Origin of the sequence: Marinobacterium stanieri (genome assembly GCF_900155945.1) — a bacterium.
In the GTDB taxonomy this organism is placed as follows: Bacteria; Pseudomonadota; Gammaproteobacteria; order Pseudomonadales; family Balneatricaceae; genus Marinobacterium; species Marinobacterium stanieri.
Window position 1 is genome coordinate 344,656 of record NZ_FTMN01000004.1, and the last position, 19,256, is coordinate 363,911.

The window sequence follows — 19,256 nt, forward strand, 5'->3', positions numbered from 1 at the left end:
GCATTCATTTGTAACGGGAACCTAAGCATGTCTGAACAGAACAGCACCCCTGTCCGTCGCGCCCTCATCAGCGTATCGGACAAAACCGGCATCGTCGAATTCGCTCAGGCGCTGAGTGCAGAAGGCGTCGAAATCCTGTCCACCGGCGGCACCTACAAGCTGCTGTGCGACAACAACATCCCGGCGGTTGAAGTCTCCGACTACACCGGCTTCCCGGAGATGATGGATGGTCGCGTCAAAACACTGCACCCGAAAGTACACGGCGGCATCCTGGGCCGTCGCGGCACCGACGACGCCATCATGGGTGAGCACTGCATCCAGCCGATCGACATGGTTGTCGTGAACCTTTACCCGTTCGCGGCGACTATCGCCCGCCCGGATTGCGACCTGCCGATGGCGATCGAGAACATCGACATCGGTGGTCCGACCATGGTGCGTTCTGCGGCCAAAAACCATAAAGATGTTGCTATCGTCGTTAATGCTTCCGACTACGACAACATCATCGCCGAGCTGAAAAGCACCGGCGGCCTGGTTCACAAAACCCGCTTTGACCTGGCGGTTAAAGCATTCGAGCACACGGCTGCATACGATGGCATGATCGCCAACTACCTGGGCGCGATTGTTGAAGGCGATGAAGAGGTTCCGGCCGACTTCCCGCGCACGTTCAACACCCAGTTCGTCAAGGCGCAGGACATGCGTTACGGTGAAAACCCGCACCAGCGTGCTGCCTTCTACGTAGAAGCCAACCCGGGCGAAGCCAGTGTATCTACTGCTCGCCAGCTGCAGGGTAAGGCGCTGTCCTACAACAACGTAGCCGACACCGACGCTGCACTGGAGTGTGTCAAGCCGTTCCAGGAACCGGCCTGTGTTATCGTCAAGCATGCCAACCCCTGTGGCGTTGCCGTAGGCAGCGATATTCTGGAAGCCTACAACCGTGCTTTCCAGACTGACCCGACCTCTGCGTTTGGCGGCATCATCGCCTTCAACCGCGAACTGGATGCCAAGACTGCCCAGGCAATCGTTGAGCGTCAGTTCGTTGAAGTGATCATCGCCCCGACCGTGTCTCAGGAAGCCTCTGACATCGTGGCGGCCAAGCCGAACGTACGTCTGCTGGAATGTGGCCAGTGGGATAAAGAGCGCAAGCACAGCTTCGACTACAAGCGTGTTAACGGCGGTCTGCTGGTGCAGGACCAGGACCTGGGCATGATCGACGCGTCCCAGCTGAAGATCGTGACTCAGCGTCAGCCTACTGAACAGGAAATCCGCGATCTGCTGTTCTGCTGGGAAGTGGCCAAGTACGTTAAATCCAACGCTATCGTTTACGCCAAAGATGGTCAGACCATCGGTATCGGCGCTGGCCAGATGAGCCGTGTTTACTCCGCCAAAATCGCCGGCATCAAGGCCGCTGACGAAGGTCTGGAAGTACCGGGATCCGTTATGGCATCCGATGCTTTCTTCCCGTTCCGTGACGGTATCGACGCTGCCGCTGAAGCCGGCATCACTGCCGTAATCCAGCCGGGCGGCTCCATGCGTGATCAGGAAGTGATCGACGCTGCTGACGAGCACGGTCTGGCAATGGTCTTCACCGGCATGCGCCATTTCCGCCACTAAGCGCGTCACTAACAGAAGGATACTGCACATGAATATTCTGGTTATCGGTTCCGGCGGTCGTGAGCACGCTCTGGCCTGGGCTGCCGCTCAGGACGAAGCTGTTGCGCGTGTATTCGTGGCGCCGGGCAATGCAGGTACTGCTACTGAGCCCAAGCTGGAAAACGTCGCTATCGATGTCATGGACATCGATGCACTGGTCGCTTTCGCCCGTGACAACAGCGTTGCTCTGACCATCGTTGGTCCTGAAGCACCGCTGGTTGCCGGCGTAGTCGATCGCTTCCGTGAAGCGGGTCTGGCCATCTTCGGCCCGACTGCGGGTGCGGCTCAGCTGGAAGGCTCCAAAGCCTTCACCAAGGATTTCCTGGCACGCCAGCAGATCCCGACCGCTGAGTATCAGAACTTCACCGAGATCGAGCCGGCTCTTGCGTATGTACGTGAGAAAGGTGCGCCGATCGTGGTCAAGGCCGACGGCCTGGCCGCCGGTAAGGGCGTGATCGTTGCGATGACGCAGGAAGAAGCTGAAGACGCCATCCGTGACATGCTAGCCGGCAACGCCTTTGGTGATGCAGGCAGCCGCGTGGTGATCGAGGAGTTCCTCGACGGTGAAGAAGCCTCCTACATCGTGATGGTTGACGGCGACAATGTGCTGCCGATGGCGACCAGCCAGGACCACAAGCGTGTTGGTAATGGCGATACCGGCCTCAACACCGGCGGCATGGGTGCCTACTCGCCCGCTCCGGTTGTGACTGCCGAGATCGACCAGCGCGTGATGGACGAAGTGATCATGCCGACCGTTAACGGCATGAAAGCCGAAGGCAACGAGTACACCGGCTTCCTGTATGCCGGCCTGATGATCATGGCTGACGGCACACCGAAAGTGATCGAGTACAACTGCCGCTTCGGTGATCCGGAAACTCAGCCGATCATGCTGCGTCTGAAATCCTCTCTGGTTGCTCTTTGCCAGGCCGCTCTGGACAAGAAACTGGACCAGACCAGTGCCGAGTGGGATGAGCGCAAGTCTGTCGGTGTTGTCATGGCTGCTGGCGGCTACCCGGGTGATTACGCCAAGGGTGACGTGATCAGCCTGCCTGCAACCTGCCCGGAAGGCACCAAGGTCTTCCACGCCGGTACCAAACTGGATGACCAGGGACAGGTCGTTACTGCAGGTGGTCGAGTGCTTTGCGTGACCGCACTGGGCAACAACGTGACCGAAGCTCAGCAGCGCGCTTACGAGCTGCTGAAAGAGGTTAGCTGGAAAGACGCCTACTTCCGTACTGACATCGCTTATCGCGCTATTGCACGCGAAAACGCCTAAGCCCTGTCGAGTGTTAAAACAGCCGCCTGCGGGCGGCTGTTTGCGTTCTTGAGGTTTTGAACATGTTGCTAGAAGTCTGGATCGCCCTTCTGGGCACTGCCGTACTGATCAGCCTTTCCCCCGGTGCTGGAGCCGCTACCGCCATGAGCGCCGGTTTAACCTATGGTATCCGGGGCGCCAGCTGGACAACGCTGGGATTGATGGCCGGATACGGTATTCAGATTATTGTGGTCTCCATTGGCCTGGGCAGCCTGATTGCCACCTCACCGGAGCTGTTTCAGGTGATCAAATGGGTGGGGGTTGGCTATCTTCTGTGGCTGGGTATCCAATTCTGGCGTCAGCGCCACAATGCCGATATTGAGTCCCACGTTTCCGCTCCCGGCCCTACCCGCTTCTGGCAGGCAACGCTGATCAACATCACCAACCCCAAGGGTCTGGTTTTTCTGGTGGCTCTGATTCCCCAGTTCATCGATCCGGAGCTGCCACAACAGCCTCAGTTACTGCTCATCAGTGCTACACTCCTGATCATCGACCTTAGTGTCATGACCGGCTACAGTGGTCTGGCTGCAACCCTCAGGCACCGTTTTGCCGACCCGGCAGCCATGCAGGTACAGCAACGCGTAGCAGGCACCGCCCTGATCGCGGCAGCACTGGTATTGTCGGTGGCCACGCTTTAACGTCTGTCTGTTAAGAGACTTAACAGGTTGTTGAAAACGTTATCGAGGCCGCCGAGGCAAGCGGGACGCCGCCCGGGCCAAAGCAGGCGAAAAAGCGCAGTTTAGTGGACTAAATGAGCATTTTGAGACTGCTTTTAACGCAGCATTCGGCAACGCAGATAGATTTTCGAGCCTGTTAAACAAGGAGCGTTATGCATCTCTGGCGGTACATACAGATCGGTTTGCTGTTGCTGCTGGTCGGCTGCAGCCGCCAGCCCAGCATCCCCGAGTCTTCAGCAGAGCAAGCTTACTGTTTGCGCTCTGGTGAAGGTCAGCTGTATGACTGCAACGCCCCGGCGCTGACCCTGGCCGAAGTACGTGACCCTTTGGCGCCCGGCGAAACCATCTCCGATGAGGAGTTGATGACGCTTTTGGCAGAGGTTCGCCGCTGGCTGGCCCGACGTCGACTCCAGCTGCAAGGCGAACCGATTCCGCCCGAGCTCCAGCTCCGTGAACAAAACCGTCCCCCTGCTTTGCCACCCACCCTGGCAGCACCCGACCAGCCACTCTGGCCACGCGTCATGGAAAGCATTTCCCGTCCTTCCTTGCAGCGCAACATTCCCTGATACCCTCCGACAGTTTTCCCAGCTCACCGACTGATGACCAGCCTTTTGTGCACCTGCACGAAGAGCGTTTTTGCTCGATAAATCTTTGATCTTGAAACTGTACTTTGGTCAGCCCTGTGCTATCCAGAATGTATGGCATGAGGTCCAAAAGACCTGTCGATGCCCCTCACAATTCGTTTCCCATTTCGCTCAAGCACGGAGGACCCCGTCATGTTGAAGCAGATGGAAAACGCCGGCCTGACCGACCTGCATTTCGGCCTGGACCCGGCTAGCGGTTTAAAAGCGATCATCGCTATTCACTCCACCGCACGCGGTGCCGCCATCGGCGGTTGTCGATTTATCCACTACGCCCGAGAACAGGATGCCGTAACCGATGCCCTGCGCCTGGCCCGCGGCATGAGCTACAAGGCAGCGCTGGCTGGACTTCCGCATGGTGGTGGCAAAACCGTGATCATCAAACCCGAGGGTGACTTTGATCGCAGGGCTCTGATGCAGGCCTTCGGCCGCTTCGTTGACCAGCTGGGCGGGCGCTATATCACCGCCATGGACAGCGGCACCGAAGTCAGCGATATGGATACCATTGCCACCACCACCGACTTTGTCAGCTGCACCAGCGCCAGCGGCGACCCTGCACCCCACACGGCGTTGGGGATTTTCGCCGGTATTCAGGCAGCTGTACGCCACAAGCTTCAACGTGATTCTATTGCCGGCCTTAGCGTCGCCATACAGGGTCTGGGCCATGTCGGCCATGCTATCGCTCAACACCTGTATAAAGCGGGTGCGCACCTGCTGGTGGCGGATATCGACCCGGCACGGGTACGCCAGTGTGTGGAAGAGTTCGGAGCCGAAGCCGTCAGCCCGGACTCCATCTACGGCGTACAAGCCGATATTTTCAGCCCCTGTGGGCTGGGCGCCGTTCTGAGCCAGGACAGCATCGCAAAGCTGCAATGCAGTATCGTGGCCGGCAGCGCCAACAACCAGCTGGCCAATGACGAGGACGGCAATCGCCTGCATCAGCGGGGCATTCTGTACGTGCCGGACTATGTCATTAATGCCGGCGGTCTGATTCATGTCGCCATGCACAGAACCGGTGCCAGTGCAGCGGAACGCGATGCCAAGATTCTCGAAATAGGCGCCACACTTGAGCACCTGTTTACCGAGGCCGAGCGTCGTGACATGCCCGTACATCACGTTGCCGATCTGCATGCCGAACAGATGCTGGCAGATGCCGGCCATACGCAACCTGCTGACAAGGAGCGCCACCATGCATGACATCAGCTATCAGGGCGAGATCCGCTTTACCCGCTACCTGGATGCCGAGGGCAAGCCAGTCGGCGACATGCCGGACTGGGGATGCGGTGACAGCCCTTGGGTCGATTACTATCAGCAGATGGTGCTGGCACGCCAGTTCGACACCAAGGCCATCAGCCTGCAACGCACCGGCCAGCTGGGCACCTATGCATCCCTGCTTGGCGCCGAGGCACTTGATGTGGTCAGCGCCAAATTGATGCAGGCAGAGGATGTGCTGGTGCCCTATTACCGCAACCATGCCATGCAGATGATCCGAGGCATGCCCATTTCGCAGCTGTTTCTGTACTGGGGCGGTGATGAACGCGGCAGTGCCGCGGCGGAAATGCGCCGGGACCTGCCCAACGCCGTGCCTATCGCCACCCAGTGCCTGCACGCCTGTGGTGTGGCCACCGCTCTGAAGTTACGTGGCCAGCATCAGGCGGTACTCACCATGATTGGTGATGGTGGCACCTCCAAGGGTGATTTTCTGGAAGCGATTAACGTGGCCGGTGCCTGGCAGCTGCCGGTCGTATTCATCATCAATAACAACCAGTGGGCCATTTCGGTTCCTCGCAGCAAGCAATGTATCGCCCCGACCCTGGCGCAGAAAGCTCTGGGAGCCGGTATTCGCGGTGAGCAGGTCGATGGTAATGACGCTGTCGCCTTGCACGAAGTGATTGGCCAGGCACTGGAGCGTGCCCGTGCCGGCAAGGGTCCGACACTGGTGGAAGCCCTGAGCTATCGCCTGTCCGACCATACCACCGCCGATGATGCCACCCGCTACCGCCCTTCCGAGGAGCTGAAGGAAGCCTGGAAGCGAGAACCCGTTGCCCGCTTGCGCAACTGGCTGCATCAACAGGGACTCTGGGATGAAGCCCGCGAACAGGCCTGGCAGGCGGAGACCAAGCAGCTGATCGAGACAGCCGTGGAAGCCTATCAGGCCATGCCGCCGCAAAGCGTGGATGAACTGTACAACCACCTCTATGCCGAGTGCCCACCGGGGCTGGCTGAGCAGCGCGAGCAAACCCGCCTGAAACAGGCACGCATGCAACAGGGAGGGCAGGACCATGAGTAACGATGCCATCACCTTGCTGGAAGCCATAAACCTGGCAATGGCCCGCGCCATGGAAGATGATCCGGACGTGGTACTGCTGGGGGAAGATATCGGTACCAATGGGGGTGTATTCCGTGCCACCGCCGGTCTCAAGGATCGCTTTGGCGAACGGCGCGTGATCGATACCCCTCTGGCCGAAACCATGATTGCCGGTCTGGCTGTGGGTATGGCCACTCAGGGCATACGGCCCGTGGCTGAGATCCAGTTCATGGGGTTCATCTTCCCCGCGTTTGAACATCTGGTCGCCCACGCTGCACGCATGCGACACCGCACCCGCAGTCGTCTCAGCTGCCCTATGGTACTGCGTGCCCCCTTCGGTGGCGGTATCCACGCACCCGAACATCACTCGGAAAGCACCGAGGCACTGCTCGCTCATATCCCCGGGTTGCGAGTAGTGGTGCCCTCATCACCGGCGCGGGCCTACGGCCTGCTGCTGGCCGCCATCCGCAGTGATGATCCGGTTATTTTCCTGGAACCCAAGCGGATTTACCGCGCCAGCAAAACGCTGATTGAGGATAACGGTGAAGCCCTGCCGCTGGACAGCTGCTTCACCCTGCGCGAAGGCACGGATATAACCCTGATCAGCTGGGGCGCCATGGTCAGTGAAACCCTGGCTGCAGCCGATGCGCTGGCAGAAGAGGGCATCAGCTGTGAAGTGATTGATGTGGCCTGCCTGAACCCCATGGATCATGCCACGCTGCTGGCGTCCGTGAGTAAAACCGGTCGCTGTGTCATTGTGCACGAAGCACCTCATCATGGCGGCCTCGGCGCTGAAATCGCCGCCACCCTCAGCGAGCAGATCCTGACCCGACTTCAGGCACCACCGCGTCGCGTCACCGGTCATGACACCGTGATGCCCTACTACCGCAACGAAATGCTTTATCTGCCGGACACCGATGACATCATCATCGCGGTCCGCGAGACAATGGAGTATGCCGGATGAAATATTTCAAATTGCCCGATCTGGGCGAAGGCCTGCCCGAGGCTGAAATTGTCGAATGGCATGTACAGGAAGGCGACAGCGTCGAAGTGGACCAGTTGCTGGTCTCCATGGAAACCGCCAAGGCTATTGTTGAAGTGCCCTCGCCACAGGCGGGTGTCATCGCCCACCTGTTCGGTGCACCCGGCGATACCATTCATACCGGGGAGCCTCTGGTCGAATTCGACAGTGACGAAGACGGTGATACCGGCACGGTGGTGGGCGAACTGAAACAGCAGCGTGACAGCAGTAGCCAGAGGGAGGAGTTTATTGTCGGCGCCGCCGCCAGCAGCCGGGAAGCACTGGCTGTGCAGGGAACACCCGCCATGCGTGCGCTGGCACAACGCCTGGGTGTCAATCTGGACAGCCTGAGCGGGTCTGGCCCCGGTGGTCGGGTGACCACCGACGATGTAGAGCGCGCTGCCAGCCTGGACCGCTCCTTTGGCGCTGCGGAACCGCTCAAGGGGGTGCGCAAGCAGATGGCTCGCACCATGGCGCAGTCACACGCCGAAGTGGTCCCGGTAACCCTGTGCGAGGATGCTGATATCAATCACTGGCCCAAGGGTACGGATATCACCATGCGGCTGGTTGAGGCAATTGCTGCGGCCTGCAAGGCCGTGCCGGACCTGAACGCCTGGTTCGACGGTCAGGGACTGTCGCGGCGCCTGCATGATCGCATTGACCTCGGTGTTGCCGTCGATACCGAGCAGGGTCTGTTTGTCCCGGTATTGAGGAATATCGGTGAGCGCAGCAGCGAGGATCTGCGCGACGGCCTTGACCGCTTGCGTGCGGACGTAAAAGCGCGCTCAATCCCGCCCGCAGAGATGCAGGGGGCCACTTTGACCCTGTCCAACTTCGGCACGCTGGCAGGTCGTTATGCCAGCCCCGTTGTGGTTCCGCCCCAGGTTGCCATCGTCGGCGCCGGTGTTATCCGCTCACAACCGATGGTAATTGGAGACAAAATAGAACCCCGCAAAGTGATGCCTTTGTCGCTCACCTTCGACCATCGTGCCGCTACCGGTGGTGAGGCCGCGCGGTTTATGCGCGCCTTGATGGATGCCTTATCGAGCTGAACTCAATCCTGTAATTGAACGTATTCTGTTACAGCGGTCATATTTATTAGAGCATGGTAATTATACTTTTTTACTGTGCTCTATTTCCTTGACTATCGCCAATCTGGACTACACTGAATTTAACCGTTAACGCCAACCACTGGTCTATAAGCGGTTGAAATTTCAGTGGCTAGCGCAATGAGCAGGAAGGTGAGCATGAGTATCTTTGATCACTACAAGGCACGTTATTCAGCGACGCAGCATGAAGAAATGAGCCTGCAGGAGTATCTAAGCCTGTGCAAGGAGGACCCCAAAGTATACGCCAGTGCGGCTGAACGCATGCTCGACGCCATCGGTGAACCCGAGGTGGTTGACACGGCTCTGGACCCGCGTCTGAGTCGTATTTTTTCCAACAAGGTCATCAAACGTTATCCGGCCTTCAGTGAATTCTACGGCATGGAAGAGGCGATCGAGAATATTGTCTCCTACTTTCGTCATGCCGCTCAGGGCCTGGAAGAGAAGAAACAGATTTTGTATCTGCTGGGTCCGGTCGGGGGTGGTAAATCCTCTCTGGCTGAACGACTCAAGCACCTGATGGAGCATATCCCCTTTTATGCCATCAAAGGATCTCCCGTATTTGAATCCCCGCTCGGGCTGTTCAACCCGGAAGAAGACGCCGAGATTCTGGAGCAGGAATATGGCATCCCGCGTCGCAACCTGCGTGGCATCATGTCGCCTTGGGCGGTTAAGCGCCTGCATGAGTACGGCGGTGACATTACCCAGTTCCGCGTGGTGAAACTCTACCCCTCCATTCTTGACCAGGTGGGTATCGCCAAAACCGAGCCGGGTGATGAGAACAACCAGGATATCTCCAGCCTGGTGGGTAAGGTGGATATCCGTAAGCTGGAAGAATATCCACAGCACGATCCCGACGCCTACAGCTTCTCCGGCGCACTTTGCCGCGCCAACCAGGGCCTGATGGAATTCGTGGAGATGTTCAAGGCGCCCATCAAGGTATTGCACCCTCTGTTGACGGCAACTCAGGAAGGCAACTACAACAGTACCGAGGGCATGGGCGCCATTCCGTATGACGGCATTCTGCTGGCGCACTCCAACGAATCCGAGTGGCAGAGCTTCAAGAACAACAAGACCAACGAAGCCTTCATTGACCGTGTCTATATCGTCAAAGTGCCCTACTGCACCCGCGTCACCGAAGAGGTGCACATCTACGAAAAACTGCTGGAAAACAGCTCCCTGAGCGAGTCCCCCTGTGCACCGGACACACTGCTGATGCTGGCCCAGTTTACGGTGCTGTCCCGCATGCAGGACCCGGAAAACTCCAGCATCTACTCGAAAATGCGGATCTACGATGGCGAGAACCTGAAAGATACCGACCCGCGCGCCAAATCGCTGCAGGAGTACAAGGACTCAGCTGGCGTCAATGAAGGTATGGATGGCCTGTCCACCCGTTTCGCCTTCAAGATTCTGTCCAAGGTGTTCAACTTTGACCCCACCGAGGTCGCGGCAAACCCGGTACACCTGATGTATGTACTGGAACGTGAAATCAGTCAGCAGCAGTTCCAGACCGAGATCCAGGAACGCTACCTGGGTCACCTGAAAGAGTACATTGCACCCAAATACATCGACTTCCTCGGCAAGGAAATTCAGACAGCCTATCTGGAATCCTACTCCGAGTACGGCCAAAACATTTTCGACCGTTACGTCACCTATGCCGACTTCTGGATTCAGGATCAGGAGTATCGCGATCCGGAAACCGGGGACATCCTGGACCGTCAGTCCATCAACGAGGAGCTGGAAAAAATCGAAAAACCGGCCGGCATCAGCAACCCGAAGGATTTCCGCCACGAAATCGTCAACTTCGTCCTGCGTGCCCGTGCCAGCAATAACGGCAAAAACCCGGCCTGGAACAGCTACGAGAAGATGCGTTCCGTGATCGAGAAGAAAATGTTCGCCAACACCGAAGATCTGTTGCCGGTTATTTCCTTCAACCCGAAAGCGTCCTCCGACGATCAGAAGAAACATGGCGAGTTTGTTAAGCGGATGATCGAACGTGGCTACACCGAGAAGCAGGTACGCCTGCTGTCCGAATGGTATATCCGCGTGCGCAAATCGCAGTAACCCCGTCGTCAGGGAGCCGTAACCTGAAGGACCTGAATCGCGGTGACCCACACCGGTCACCGCTGTGGGAGCCGATACATGAGTTATATTATCGACCGCCGGGAAAACGCGAAAAAGAAAAGCACGGTCAACCGCCAGCGTTTCCTGCGCCGCTACAAGCAGCACATCAAACGCGCCGTGGAAGATGCCATCCATGACCGCTCGATCACCGACGTGGACCAGGGTGGTCAGGTCACCATTCCCAAACGCGATATCTCCGAGCCGATCTTCCACCATGGTGAAGGCGGCATCCGGCACAAGATCTTCCCGGGTAACAAGGAGTTCGTGGAAGGGGATGAGTTTCGTCGCCCGGAAGGCGGCGGTGGAGGTGGCAGCGGCCAGGGCAAGGCCAGCAACCAGGGTGAAGGCGAGGATGAGTTCACCTTCAACATCAGTCAGGATGAATTTCTGGACTTCATGTTCGAAGATCTGGAATTGCCCTGGATGGTGCGCAAACAGCTCAAGGATGCGACCTCATTTGAAACCCGCCGAGCCGGCTTCACCAGCAGCGGCTCGCCGGAAAAGCTACACATTGTTCGCTCTCTGCGCGCGGCACATGCCCGCCGCATCGCCCTGACCGACAAGGAGACCCGTCAGCAGATTCGAGCTTTGCGCAAGGAACTCTGGGCACTGGAAGAAGCCACGCCCTCTCCCGAGCGTAACGAAAAGATCACGGCCCTGCGTGAGCAGATCAAAAAGATGGAAAAAGGCTCCAGCAAGCTGCCTTTCCTGGATGACTTTGACCTGCGCTACACCAACCTGGTCCGTGTCCCTATTCCGTCCAGCAAGGCGGTAATGTTCTGTGTCATGGACGTATCCGGCTCCATGACCCAAAGCATCAAGGATATGGCGAAACGTTTCTTCATTCTGCTGTATCTGTTTCTGAACCGTAACTACAAACAGATCGAAGTGGTATTCGTCCGCCACCATACCCATGCCAAGGAAGTGGACGAGCAGGAGTTTTTCTACTCCCGTGAGACCGGCGGCACCATCGTGTCCAGCGCCCTGGCGCTGACGGCCGATATCATCGATGCGCGCTATCCACCGCAAGACTGGAATATTTATATTGCCCAGGCCTCGGATGGCGATAACTGGGATGGCGACTCGGCCACCTGCAGCAAGATTCTGACTGAGCGAGTACTGCCCAAAACCCAGTACTACGCCTATGTAGAGATCACCAACGGTCCTCACCAGAACCTCTGGCACGAGTATGAGCAGGTCCGCGAAGCCTTCCATGAACGCTTCGCCATGCAACAGATCACCGATGCGAACGAGATCTACCCGGTCTTCCGCCGCCTGTTTGAAAAACGTACGGAGGGTGCCCATGAGTCCGCGTAAAAAGAAACGTGAACCCATCTCCACCGGTTCCGACTGGACCTTTCCGCTGATTGAGGCCTACGACCGGGAAATTGCCCGCGTGGCTGCCGAATACGGACTGGATACCTACCCCAACCAGATTGAGGTGATCACCTCAGAACAGATGATGGATGCCTACTCGTCAGTGGGCATGCCGCTCAACTACAACCACTGGTCGTTTGGCAAACAGTTCGTCGAGACCGAGCAGAACTATTCCCGTGGCCGCATGGGTCTGGCCTACGAGATCGTCATCAACTCCAACCCCTGTATCGCCTATTTGATGGAAGAGAACACCATCACCATGCAGGCCCTGGTCATCGCCCATGCCTGTTACGGACACAACTCATTCTTCAAGGGCAACTACCTGTTCCGTACCTGGACCGATGCCAGCGCCATTATTGACTACCTGCTGTTTGCCAAAAATTACATCCGCGAATGTGAAGAAAAACATGGTGTAGAGGAGGTCGAAAAACTACTCGACTCCTGTCACACCCTGATGAATTACGGCGTAAACCGTTACAAGCGTCCACGCCCGTTAACCGCCGCCGAGGAACGCGAACGCCAGCGTTCCCGCGAGGAGTATATCCAGCGTCATCTCAATGATCTCTGGAACACCACCATTCCGAAAAAGAGCGATGATGATGCGGGACAGGAGCCCCACTTCCCGCCCGACCCGGAAGAAAACATCCTCTATTTCATCGAAAAGAATGCGCCGCTACTTGAACCCTGGCAGCGTGAGGTAATCCGTATTGTGCGCAAGGTCGCCCAGTACTTTTATCCACAGAAACAGACCCAGGTAATGAACGAGGGCTGGGCCTGTTTCTGGCACTACACCCTGCTGCATAAACTCTATGAAGAAGGCCTGGTCACCGATGGCTTCATGATGGAGTTTCTCCATTCCCACTCAAGCGTCGTGTACCAGCCGCCGTTTGATAGTCCCTACTTCAGCGGTATCAACCCCTACACACTGGGCTATAACATGATGCAGGATATTCGCCGCATCTGTGAAAACCCGGAGCCGGAAGACCGTGAGTGGTTCCCGGATATTGCCGGCAGTGACTGGCTGGAAACCCTGGATCACGCCATGCGCAATTACAAGGATGAAAGCTTCATCCTGCAATTCCTGTCGCCCCGGCTCATGCGTGAACTCAAACTGTTCTCGATCATGGATGACAGCAGCCGCCCCACCCTCAAGGTGGATGCCATCCACAATGAAACCGGTTACCGCAAGCTGCGCGAGTCGCTGTCTGCCCAATATAATCTGGGTAATCGCGAACCCAATATCCAGGTCTATAACGTCAATGTGCGGGGTGACCGTGCCCTGACGCTGCGACATTACATGCATAACGGACAGCCGCTGGGCGAGAGTACCAATGAGGTACTCAAGCACCTGCACCGGCTCTGGGGCTTTGATGTCTACCTTGAGTCCGTAACACCTGATGGTGAAGTCACCAACCGCTTTGCCTGCCCGCCCAAGGAGGTGGTTGAGGTGGCCTGAATCAGGCCGCTATACTGACGCCATCACTTCTGGAGACGAGTACAGGTTATGGATTGTTTGTTCTGCAAGATCATTAACAAGGAAATTCCGGCTGAGGTTGTGTACGAGGACGACCAGGTACTGGCGTTCAAGGACATCAACCCTCAGGCGCCCTTTCACTGCCTGATCATCCCGCGCAAGCATATCGCCACCCTGAACGATATTGCCGATGATGAGCGTGAACTGGTCGGCCACATGATCCAGGCCGCCGGCGTTATCGCCAAGCAGCAAGGCTTCGAAGAAGACGGCTACCGCACCGTATTCAACTGCAATACACACGGCGGACAGACCGTTTACCACATTCACCTGCACCTGCTCGGCGGCAAACCCATGGGCTGGCCGCCCTATCAGGAAACCCTGAAAACTCCCGTCTAACCCTCATAGCCAGCGGCTTCCCGGAGGAGCCGCTGGTTTGGGCAACCTTGTCGCCCGTCAACATCTACACCACTCCCGACGAATTTATGTTGCACTGCGTCATAATGCGTTCATTATGGAAAGGTAGCCTTGCCTAAAGATTCATGGAGGGACCGTTCATGCCCAGCATCACAGACCTGCCCAAAAACCCGGTGACCACCGAAAACCCGCCCATGCATGACCAGCTCGAATTTTTCATCGAGCAGGCCAGACAAGCCGGCCCTATCCGCACCGCGGTAGTGCATCCCGTTGATCACAACAGCCTGCTTGGCGCCATTGAAGCCGCCGAACAGGGACTGATTGAGCCCCTCCTGGTAGGCCCGGAAAGCAAGATTCGCGCGGCCGCAGAAGTGGAAGGCGTTGACCTGACGCCATACCAGATCATCGCCACCGAGCACAGCCACATGGCTGCCGAACGGGCCTGTGACCTGGTGCGCAAGGCTGAAGCCGATGCCTTGATGAAGGGCAGCCTGGGCACCTCCGAACTACTGAGTGCTGTGGTGCACAAAACCAAGGGTATCCGCACCGAACGTCGCCTGAGCCATGTCTTCGTATTCGACGTGCCCAACTATCACAAGCCCCTGGTGATTACCGATGCCGCCATCAACGTGATACCTGACTTGATGGTAAAACGCGATATCGTGCAGAACGCCATCGACTTCTGCCAGTCGCTGGGCAACAGCCAGCCCAAAGTCGCCATTCTCGCGGCAGTGGAAAAGGTAAAGCCCAATATGCAGAGCACCATCGATGCGGCGGCACTGTGCAAGATGGCAGACCGCGAGCAGATCAAGGGCGGTATTCTCGACGGCCCGCTCGCCTTCGATAACGCCATCTCCCTGCAGGCGGCCATCGACAAACATATCAAGTCGCCGGTTTCCGGTGATGCGGACATTCTGCTGGCCCCTGACCTTGAAGCGGCCAACATGATTGCCAAGCAGCTGATCTATCTGGCCGATGCCAAGTCTGCAGGCCTCGCCGTAGGTGCTCGGGTACCGATTATCCTGACCAGCCGTGCCGAGGGTACTCTGGGCCGCCTTGCATCCTGTGCTCTGGCCTCGCACATGGTTCAGCACAGCAAGGGAGTGAGCAGCTGATGGATACCATTTTGACCGTCAACGGCGGCTCCTCCAGCCTGAAGTGCGGCCTCTATGCGGTTACCAACACGGACCTCCAGTGCCTCTTTCACCTCAAGGTGGAAAACCTGCTGGGCGATACCACCCTGTTCAAGGTACGTGACGAACAGAACCGCGTGCTGGATTCCCATCAGCTGGCCTGTCAGGACGTTGCGCTGGACGAACGTCACCAGCGTGCGCTGCAGGAAGTCTTGCAATGGGTGGATGAACACCTGCCGGAATCTCACCTGATCGCGACCGGCCACCGTGTTGTACATGGCGGCGACCTGTTCAGCGCGCCGGTGCTGCTGGATGATGACAAACTGAGCCAACTGCATCAGTTCATTCCCCTGGCGCCCCTGCACCAGCCCTACAACCTGAAGCTGGTGGAGGCCTGCCGCTCATTGGCACCCGAGCTGCCGATCGTGGCCTGCTTCGACACCATGTTTCATTCCCGGCAACCCCGCATTGAGCGTCTCTACGCCCTGCCGCGCAACCTCGTGGACAAGGGTGTTCATCGCTACGGCTTTCATGGCCTGTCATACGAATACCTGCAGCGCCAGCTGAGCCTGGCCGGTGCCGGTAACCTCAAGACCGTCGCCTGCCACCTGGGTGCCGGCGCCAGCATGTGCGCCATCGCCGAGGGCCAGTCCATCGCCTCCAGCATGGGCTTCACCGCTGTGGAAGGCCTGCCCATGGGCAGCCGAACCGGCAATCTGGACCCCGGGGTGCTGCTGTACCTGATGCGTGAAGAAAACATGGATGTGGATGCGCTGGAAAAGCTGATCTACAAGGAGAGTGGCTGGCTGGGGATTTCCACCATCAGCTCGGATATGAAAACCCTGCACCAAGCAGATGACCCCAGGGCAGAAGAAGCGATCGACATGTTCTGCTACCGGGTGGCACTGGAGATGGGTCGACTGACCGCCGCGCTGGAAGGTGTAGAACAGGTCGTGTTCTCGGGAGGTGTCGGGGAGAATGACGCCGATGTCCGTGCCCGTGTATTGAAACGCTGCGGCTGGCTGGGCATCAAGCTGGATGAGGAAGCCAACCAGCGCAACAGCGGTATTATCAGCGCGGCCGACTCAGCGGTAACCGTTCGTGTAATGCCTACCAACGAAGAGCTGATGATCGCCACCCATGTGGATGAACTGCTGCACTGATTCCCGACGGTGGAAACTGACAGGCCGGCACTGCCCGGCCTGTTCTGTTTTCAGCCCTGAGCAGCCTTGAGCTGACGCTGACGCACCATCTCGAACAGGCATACCCCTGTCGCCACGGAAACATTCAGGCTACTGACCTCTCCCGCCATGGGGATACTGATCAGCTGATCACAGTTTTCCCGCGTCAGACGGCGCATGCCCTTGCCTTCAGCCCCCATCACCAGCGCCTGTGGCCCCGCCAGATCAACTTCATACAGACTGCCATCCGCTTCACCAGCCGTACCGGTAATCCAGATACCGCGCTCCTGCAGTGATTGCAGTGTGCGCGCCAGGTTGGTCACCTGTACATAGGGCACCACTTCAGCCGCGCCACAGGCCACTTTGGCCACGGTCGCATTCAGCGGAGCCGACTTGTCCTTGGGTGCAATCACGACGGTCGCGCCAGCAGCATCGGCTGTACGCAGGCACGCGCCCAGATTGTGTGGGTCGGTAACGCCATCCAGCACCAGAATCAGGGGGGCGTCACCGGCAAAGTCCAGCAGTGGCCCCAGCGCCTTTTCATTCAATGCTTTGAGCGGCTCGCACTCGGCAATCACGCCCTGATGACGGCCACCACCAGCGCGCTGATCCAGTTGCTGACGCGGCTCTTCAATCACCTTGATTCCCTGAGCCTCGGCCTTGTCCAGCACGGACTGCAGGCGCTCGTCACCACGCCCCTGCTGTACCAGCAGACGACGGACACGGCCGGGGTTACGGTTAAGCAGGCTGGTCACGGCGTGCAGACCAAAGATGTCGGTTTGGCTCATGGGGCTCCAGTGGGTTCAGGTATAAGGTCAGGTACGAAAATTGATGCCGACTATTATGCGGCAAAACCCGGTAAATTTCTGCCCACGGGTACCGGCTGACCATCCTGCAGTCATAAAAAAGCACGGCGCGGTGGTAGCCGCCGTGCTTGAGGCAAAAACCTGCTCTTCAACGTCAGGACAACAACTGAACCAACTGCAGCCCCGGCTTCTCGAAATCAGCCGCCATGGCAATGCTTAACGCGGTGATGGTAACAATGGAGAACATGAACACCTGGCGCGCCCAGCCATCGTCATCCACCTCCAGCGCCCAGCCGCGCAGTGCCATCCCCAGCCACCAGAGACTGGTAGCACAGGCCACGGCGAGGAAGCCATAACCGGCATAACCCAGTACCGTGAGCAGTACCGTGGCCATGCCGAAGGCCAGGATATAGAGCACGATATGCATCTTGGCCGTGGTGACGCCCTCGACCACCGGCAACACCGGAATATTGGCGGCGGCATAGTCCTGATAGCGGAAGATGGCGATGGCATAGGAGTGCGGCATCTGCCATAGGCTGAACATCAGCAGCAACACCGCTGCGCCACTGTCGAAGTGACCACTGACAGCACAGTAGCCCACCACCGGTGGTACCGCCCCGGACAGGCTGCCAACGAGGGTGCCGTATACCGAATGGCGTTTCATCCACAGACTGTAGATGCCCACATAAACCAGGTAGCCCAGCGCCGCAAAGAGCACGGCCACTGCATTGGTCAAGGCCAGGGTTGCAAACCCCAGCCCTCCCAGCAGCACACCATGCGCCAGCGCCGCTTTCAGAGACAGCTCCCCGGTCACTGTGACACGGTTGCGAGTACGCTGCATGCGACTGTCGATATCACGGTCGATACAGTTATTGAGCACACAGCCGGAAGCCACCACCAGTGACAAACCGATCAGGGTAGTCAGCAGCAGGCCGTAGTCCACACTGCCACGGGAGGCCAACAGGAAGCCTCCCGCCACCGAGATCAGGTTGCCCATGATAATGCCGGGCTTGGTAACCAGCAGATAGCGTTTAAAGTTCACAATGCCACCTGCCCGCTAGTGCATCATCATGGCGTTGGAGGCGTAGATGATCCAGATCGACAGCCCCACCACCAGCACGATAATCAACGCCGAAAACAGGAACGTCAGCGTATTCAGCCGCCCCTCTTCGTTGGTCAGCGTCAGGTGCAGAAAATATTTCAGGTGCACCGCGATTTGAACCACCGCAAATACCAGAATGGTGATGACCGTCGTCCACTTGTCGAAGCCACCTGACATGACCAGCCAGAACGGCACAACGGTGAGTACGACCGACAGCAGGAAACCCACAGCGTAGGACTTCACACTGCCGTGTGCGGCATCATTTTGGCTGCTCATTAGACGCTCCCCATCAGATAGACAACGGTAAACACACAAATCCAGACCACATCCAGAAAGTGCCAGAACAGGCTCAGGCAGCCCAGGCGCGTGCGGGTGCGATTGCCCAGCCCGCGCTTGCTGACTTCCAGCATCATCACCAGCATCCAGATCAGGCCTGCTGTCACGTGCAAGCCGTGCATGCCCACCAACGAGAAAAACGCTGTCAGGAAGGCACTGGTTTGGGGACCATGCCCATGGCTGATGAGATGATTGAACTCATACACCTCCATGCCGATAAAAACCGCACCCAGGCAGAAGGTTACCGCCAGCCACATCAGCGTGGCGGAACGATTCTGCTTGTGCGCCGCCAGCATGGCAAAGCCGTAGGTGATACTGGAGAACAACAGGGCAAAGGTTTCCACCAGCACAAAGTCCAGCTCGAAGATATCCTTTCCGGATACTCCACCCGCCGTATTCATGAAGAGCACGGCATAGGTGGCAAAGGCCGATGCAAACAGCAGGCAATCGGTCATCAGGTAGAGCCAGAAGCCGAACAGCGTATTGCTGCCGCTATCATGGTGCTCATGATCCTGTTCATGTGAAAGATCATGCGCCTGTTCAGGCGCCAGCCGCACGGGGGCTTCAGGTATCAAAACAGAAGTCGACATA

At 57.8% G+C, this 19,256-nt stretch carries 18 protein-coding genes; 14 read left to right on the top strand and 4 right to left on the bottom strand.

The window, feature by feature from the left end; translation table 11 throughout:
* Window positions 1-27: 27 nt before the first annotated feature.
* The 14 genes from purH to BW956_RS11655 all read left to right on the top strand — a co-directional run bounded on the left by purH (window position 28) and on the right by BW956_RS11655 (window position 16,403).
* Window positions 28-1,611 carry a bifunctional phosphoribosylaminoimidazolecarboxamide formyltransferase/IMP cyclohydrolase gene (gene purH, locus BW956_RS11590; RefSeq protein ID WP_076462875.1) on the top strand — a complete coding sequence of 528 codons (1,584 nt, stop codon included), beginning with the start codon at window positions 28-30 and terminating at the stop codon, window positions 1,609-1,611.
* A 28-nt stretch (window positions 1,612-1,639) separates the two neighbouring features.
* On the top strand, window positions 1,640-2,926 hold the full coding sequence (purD, locus tag BW956_RS11595; RefSeq protein WP_076462876.1) for a phosphoribosylamine--glycine ligase: 1,287 nt from the start codon (window positions 1,640-1,642) through the stop codon (window positions 2,924-2,926).
* 62 nt (window positions 2,927-2,988) lie between these two features.
* Window positions 2,989-3,603, top strand: coding sequence for a LysE family transporter (locus BW956_RS11600; protein WP_076462877.1), 615 nt, complete (start codon window positions 2,989-2,991; stop codon window positions 3,601-3,603).
* A gap of 191 nt (window positions 3,604-3,794) precedes the next feature.
* Window positions 3,795-4,208, top strand: a complete 414-nt coding sequence (locus BW956_RS11605) for a hypothetical protein (RefSeq protein WP_076462878.1) — start codon at window positions 3,795-3,797, stop codon at window positions 4,206-4,208.
* Window positions 4,209-4,418: 210 nt separating this feature from the next.
* Window positions 4,419-5,480: a Leu/Phe/Val dehydrogenase gene (locus BW956_RS11610; protein ID WP_076462879.1), complete on the top strand. Its 1,062-nt coding sequence runs from the start codon at window positions 4,419-4,421 to the stop codon at window positions 5,478-5,480.
* Window positions 5,473-6,573: a pyruvate dehydrogenase (acetyl-transferring) E1 component subunit alpha gene (gene pdhA, locus BW956_RS11615; protein ID WP_010322355.1), complete on the top strand. Its 1,101-nt coding sequence runs from the start codon at window positions 5,473-5,475 to the stop codon at window positions 6,571-6,573. Before BW956_RS11610 ends, pdhA begins: the two co-directional genes overlap by 8 nt.
* Entirely contained in the window at window positions 6,566-7,555 is a 990-nt protein-coding gene (locus tag BW956_RS11620) for an alpha-ketoacid dehydrogenase subunit beta (protein ID WP_076462880.1), read from the top strand. The genes pdhA and BW956_RS11620 overlap by 8 nt, the downstream gene beginning before the upstream one ends.
* Window positions 7,552-8,664, top strand: a complete 1,113-nt coding sequence (locus tag BW956_RS11625; protein WP_076462881.1) for a dihydrolipoamide acetyltransferase family protein — start codon at window positions 7,552-7,554, stop codon at window positions 8,662-8,664. The genes BW956_RS11620 and BW956_RS11625 overlap by 4 nt, the downstream gene beginning before the upstream one ends.
* 195 nt (window positions 8,665-8,859) lie before the next feature.
* Window positions 8,860-10,782: a PrkA family serine protein kinase gene (locus tag BW956_RS11630; RefSeq protein ID WP_010322358.1), complete on the top strand. Its 1,923-nt coding sequence runs from the start codon at window positions 8,860-8,862 to the stop codon at window positions 10,780-10,782.
* Between the two features lie 78 nt (window positions 10,783-10,860).
* On the top strand, window positions 10,861-12,159 hold the full coding sequence (locus BW956_RS11635) for a YeaH/YhbH family protein (RefSeq protein WP_076462882.1): 1,299 nt from the start codon (window positions 10,861-10,863) through the stop codon (window positions 12,157-12,159).
* Window positions 12,146-13,675 (top strand): SpoVR family protein, encoded by a 1,530-nt coding sequence (locus BW956_RS11640; protein ID WP_076462883.1) that lies wholly within the window; start codon window positions 12,146-12,148, stop codon window positions 13,673-13,675. Before BW956_RS11635 ends, BW956_RS11640 begins: the two co-directional genes overlap by 14 nt.
* 48 nt (window positions 13,676-13,723) lie before the next feature.
* The gene (locus tag BW956_RS11645) at window positions 13,724-14,089 is read left to right on the top strand and encodes a histidine triad nucleotide-binding protein (protein WP_010322361.1); all 366 of its coding nucleotides are present in this window, start codon (window positions 13,724-13,726) and stop codon (window positions 14,087-14,089) included.
* A gap of 158 nt (window positions 14,090-14,247) precedes the next feature.
* Window positions 14,248-15,222: a bifunctional enoyl-CoA hydratase/phosphate acetyltransferase gene (locus tag BW956_RS11650; protein ID WP_076462884.1), complete on the top strand. Its 975-nt coding sequence runs from the start codon at window positions 14,248-14,250 to the stop codon at window positions 15,220-15,222.
* Complete coding sequence (locus tag BW956_RS11655; RefSeq protein ID WP_076462885.1) at window positions 15,222-16,403, top strand: acetate/propionate family kinase; 1,182 nt, start codon at window positions 15,222-15,224, stop codon at window positions 16,401-16,403. The genes BW956_RS11650 and BW956_RS11655 overlap by 1 nt, the downstream gene beginning before the upstream one ends.
* Window positions 16,404-16,453: 50 nt before the next feature.
* Here the strand turns inward: BW956_RS11655 and rlmB are convergent, their stop codons facing one another.
* The 4 genes from rlmB to cyoC form a co-directional block, all read right to left on the bottom strand.
* Window positions 16,454-17,209, bottom strand: a complete 756-nt coding sequence (gene rlmB, locus BW956_RS11660; RefSeq protein ID WP_076462886.1) for a 23S rRNA (guanosine(2251)-2'-O)-methyltransferase RlmB — start codon at window positions 17,207-17,209, stop codon at window positions 16,454-16,456.
* Window positions 17,210-17,381: 172 nt separating this feature from the next.
* The gene (cyoE, locus tag BW956_RS11665) at window positions 17,382-18,269 is read right to left on the bottom strand and encodes a heme o synthase (RefSeq protein WP_076462887.1); all 888 of its coding nucleotides are present in this window, start codon (window positions 18,267-18,269) and stop codon (window positions 17,382-17,384) included.
* Window positions 18,270-18,284: 15 nt separating this feature from the next.
* Window positions 18,285-18,605, bottom strand: a complete 321-nt coding sequence (gene cyoD, locus BW956_RS11670; protein ID WP_076462888.1) for a cytochrome o ubiquinol oxidase subunit IV — start codon at window positions 18,603-18,605, stop codon at window positions 18,285-18,287.
* Window positions 18,605-19,255 carry a cytochrome o ubiquinol oxidase subunit III gene (gene cyoC, locus BW956_RS11675; protein WP_076462889.1) on the bottom strand — a complete coding sequence of 217 codons (651 nt, stop codon included), beginning with the start codon at window positions 19,253-19,255 and terminating at the stop codon, window positions 18,605-18,607. The genes cyoD and cyoC overlap by 1 nt, the downstream gene beginning before the upstream one ends.
* Window position 19,256 lies beyond the last annotated feature (1 nt).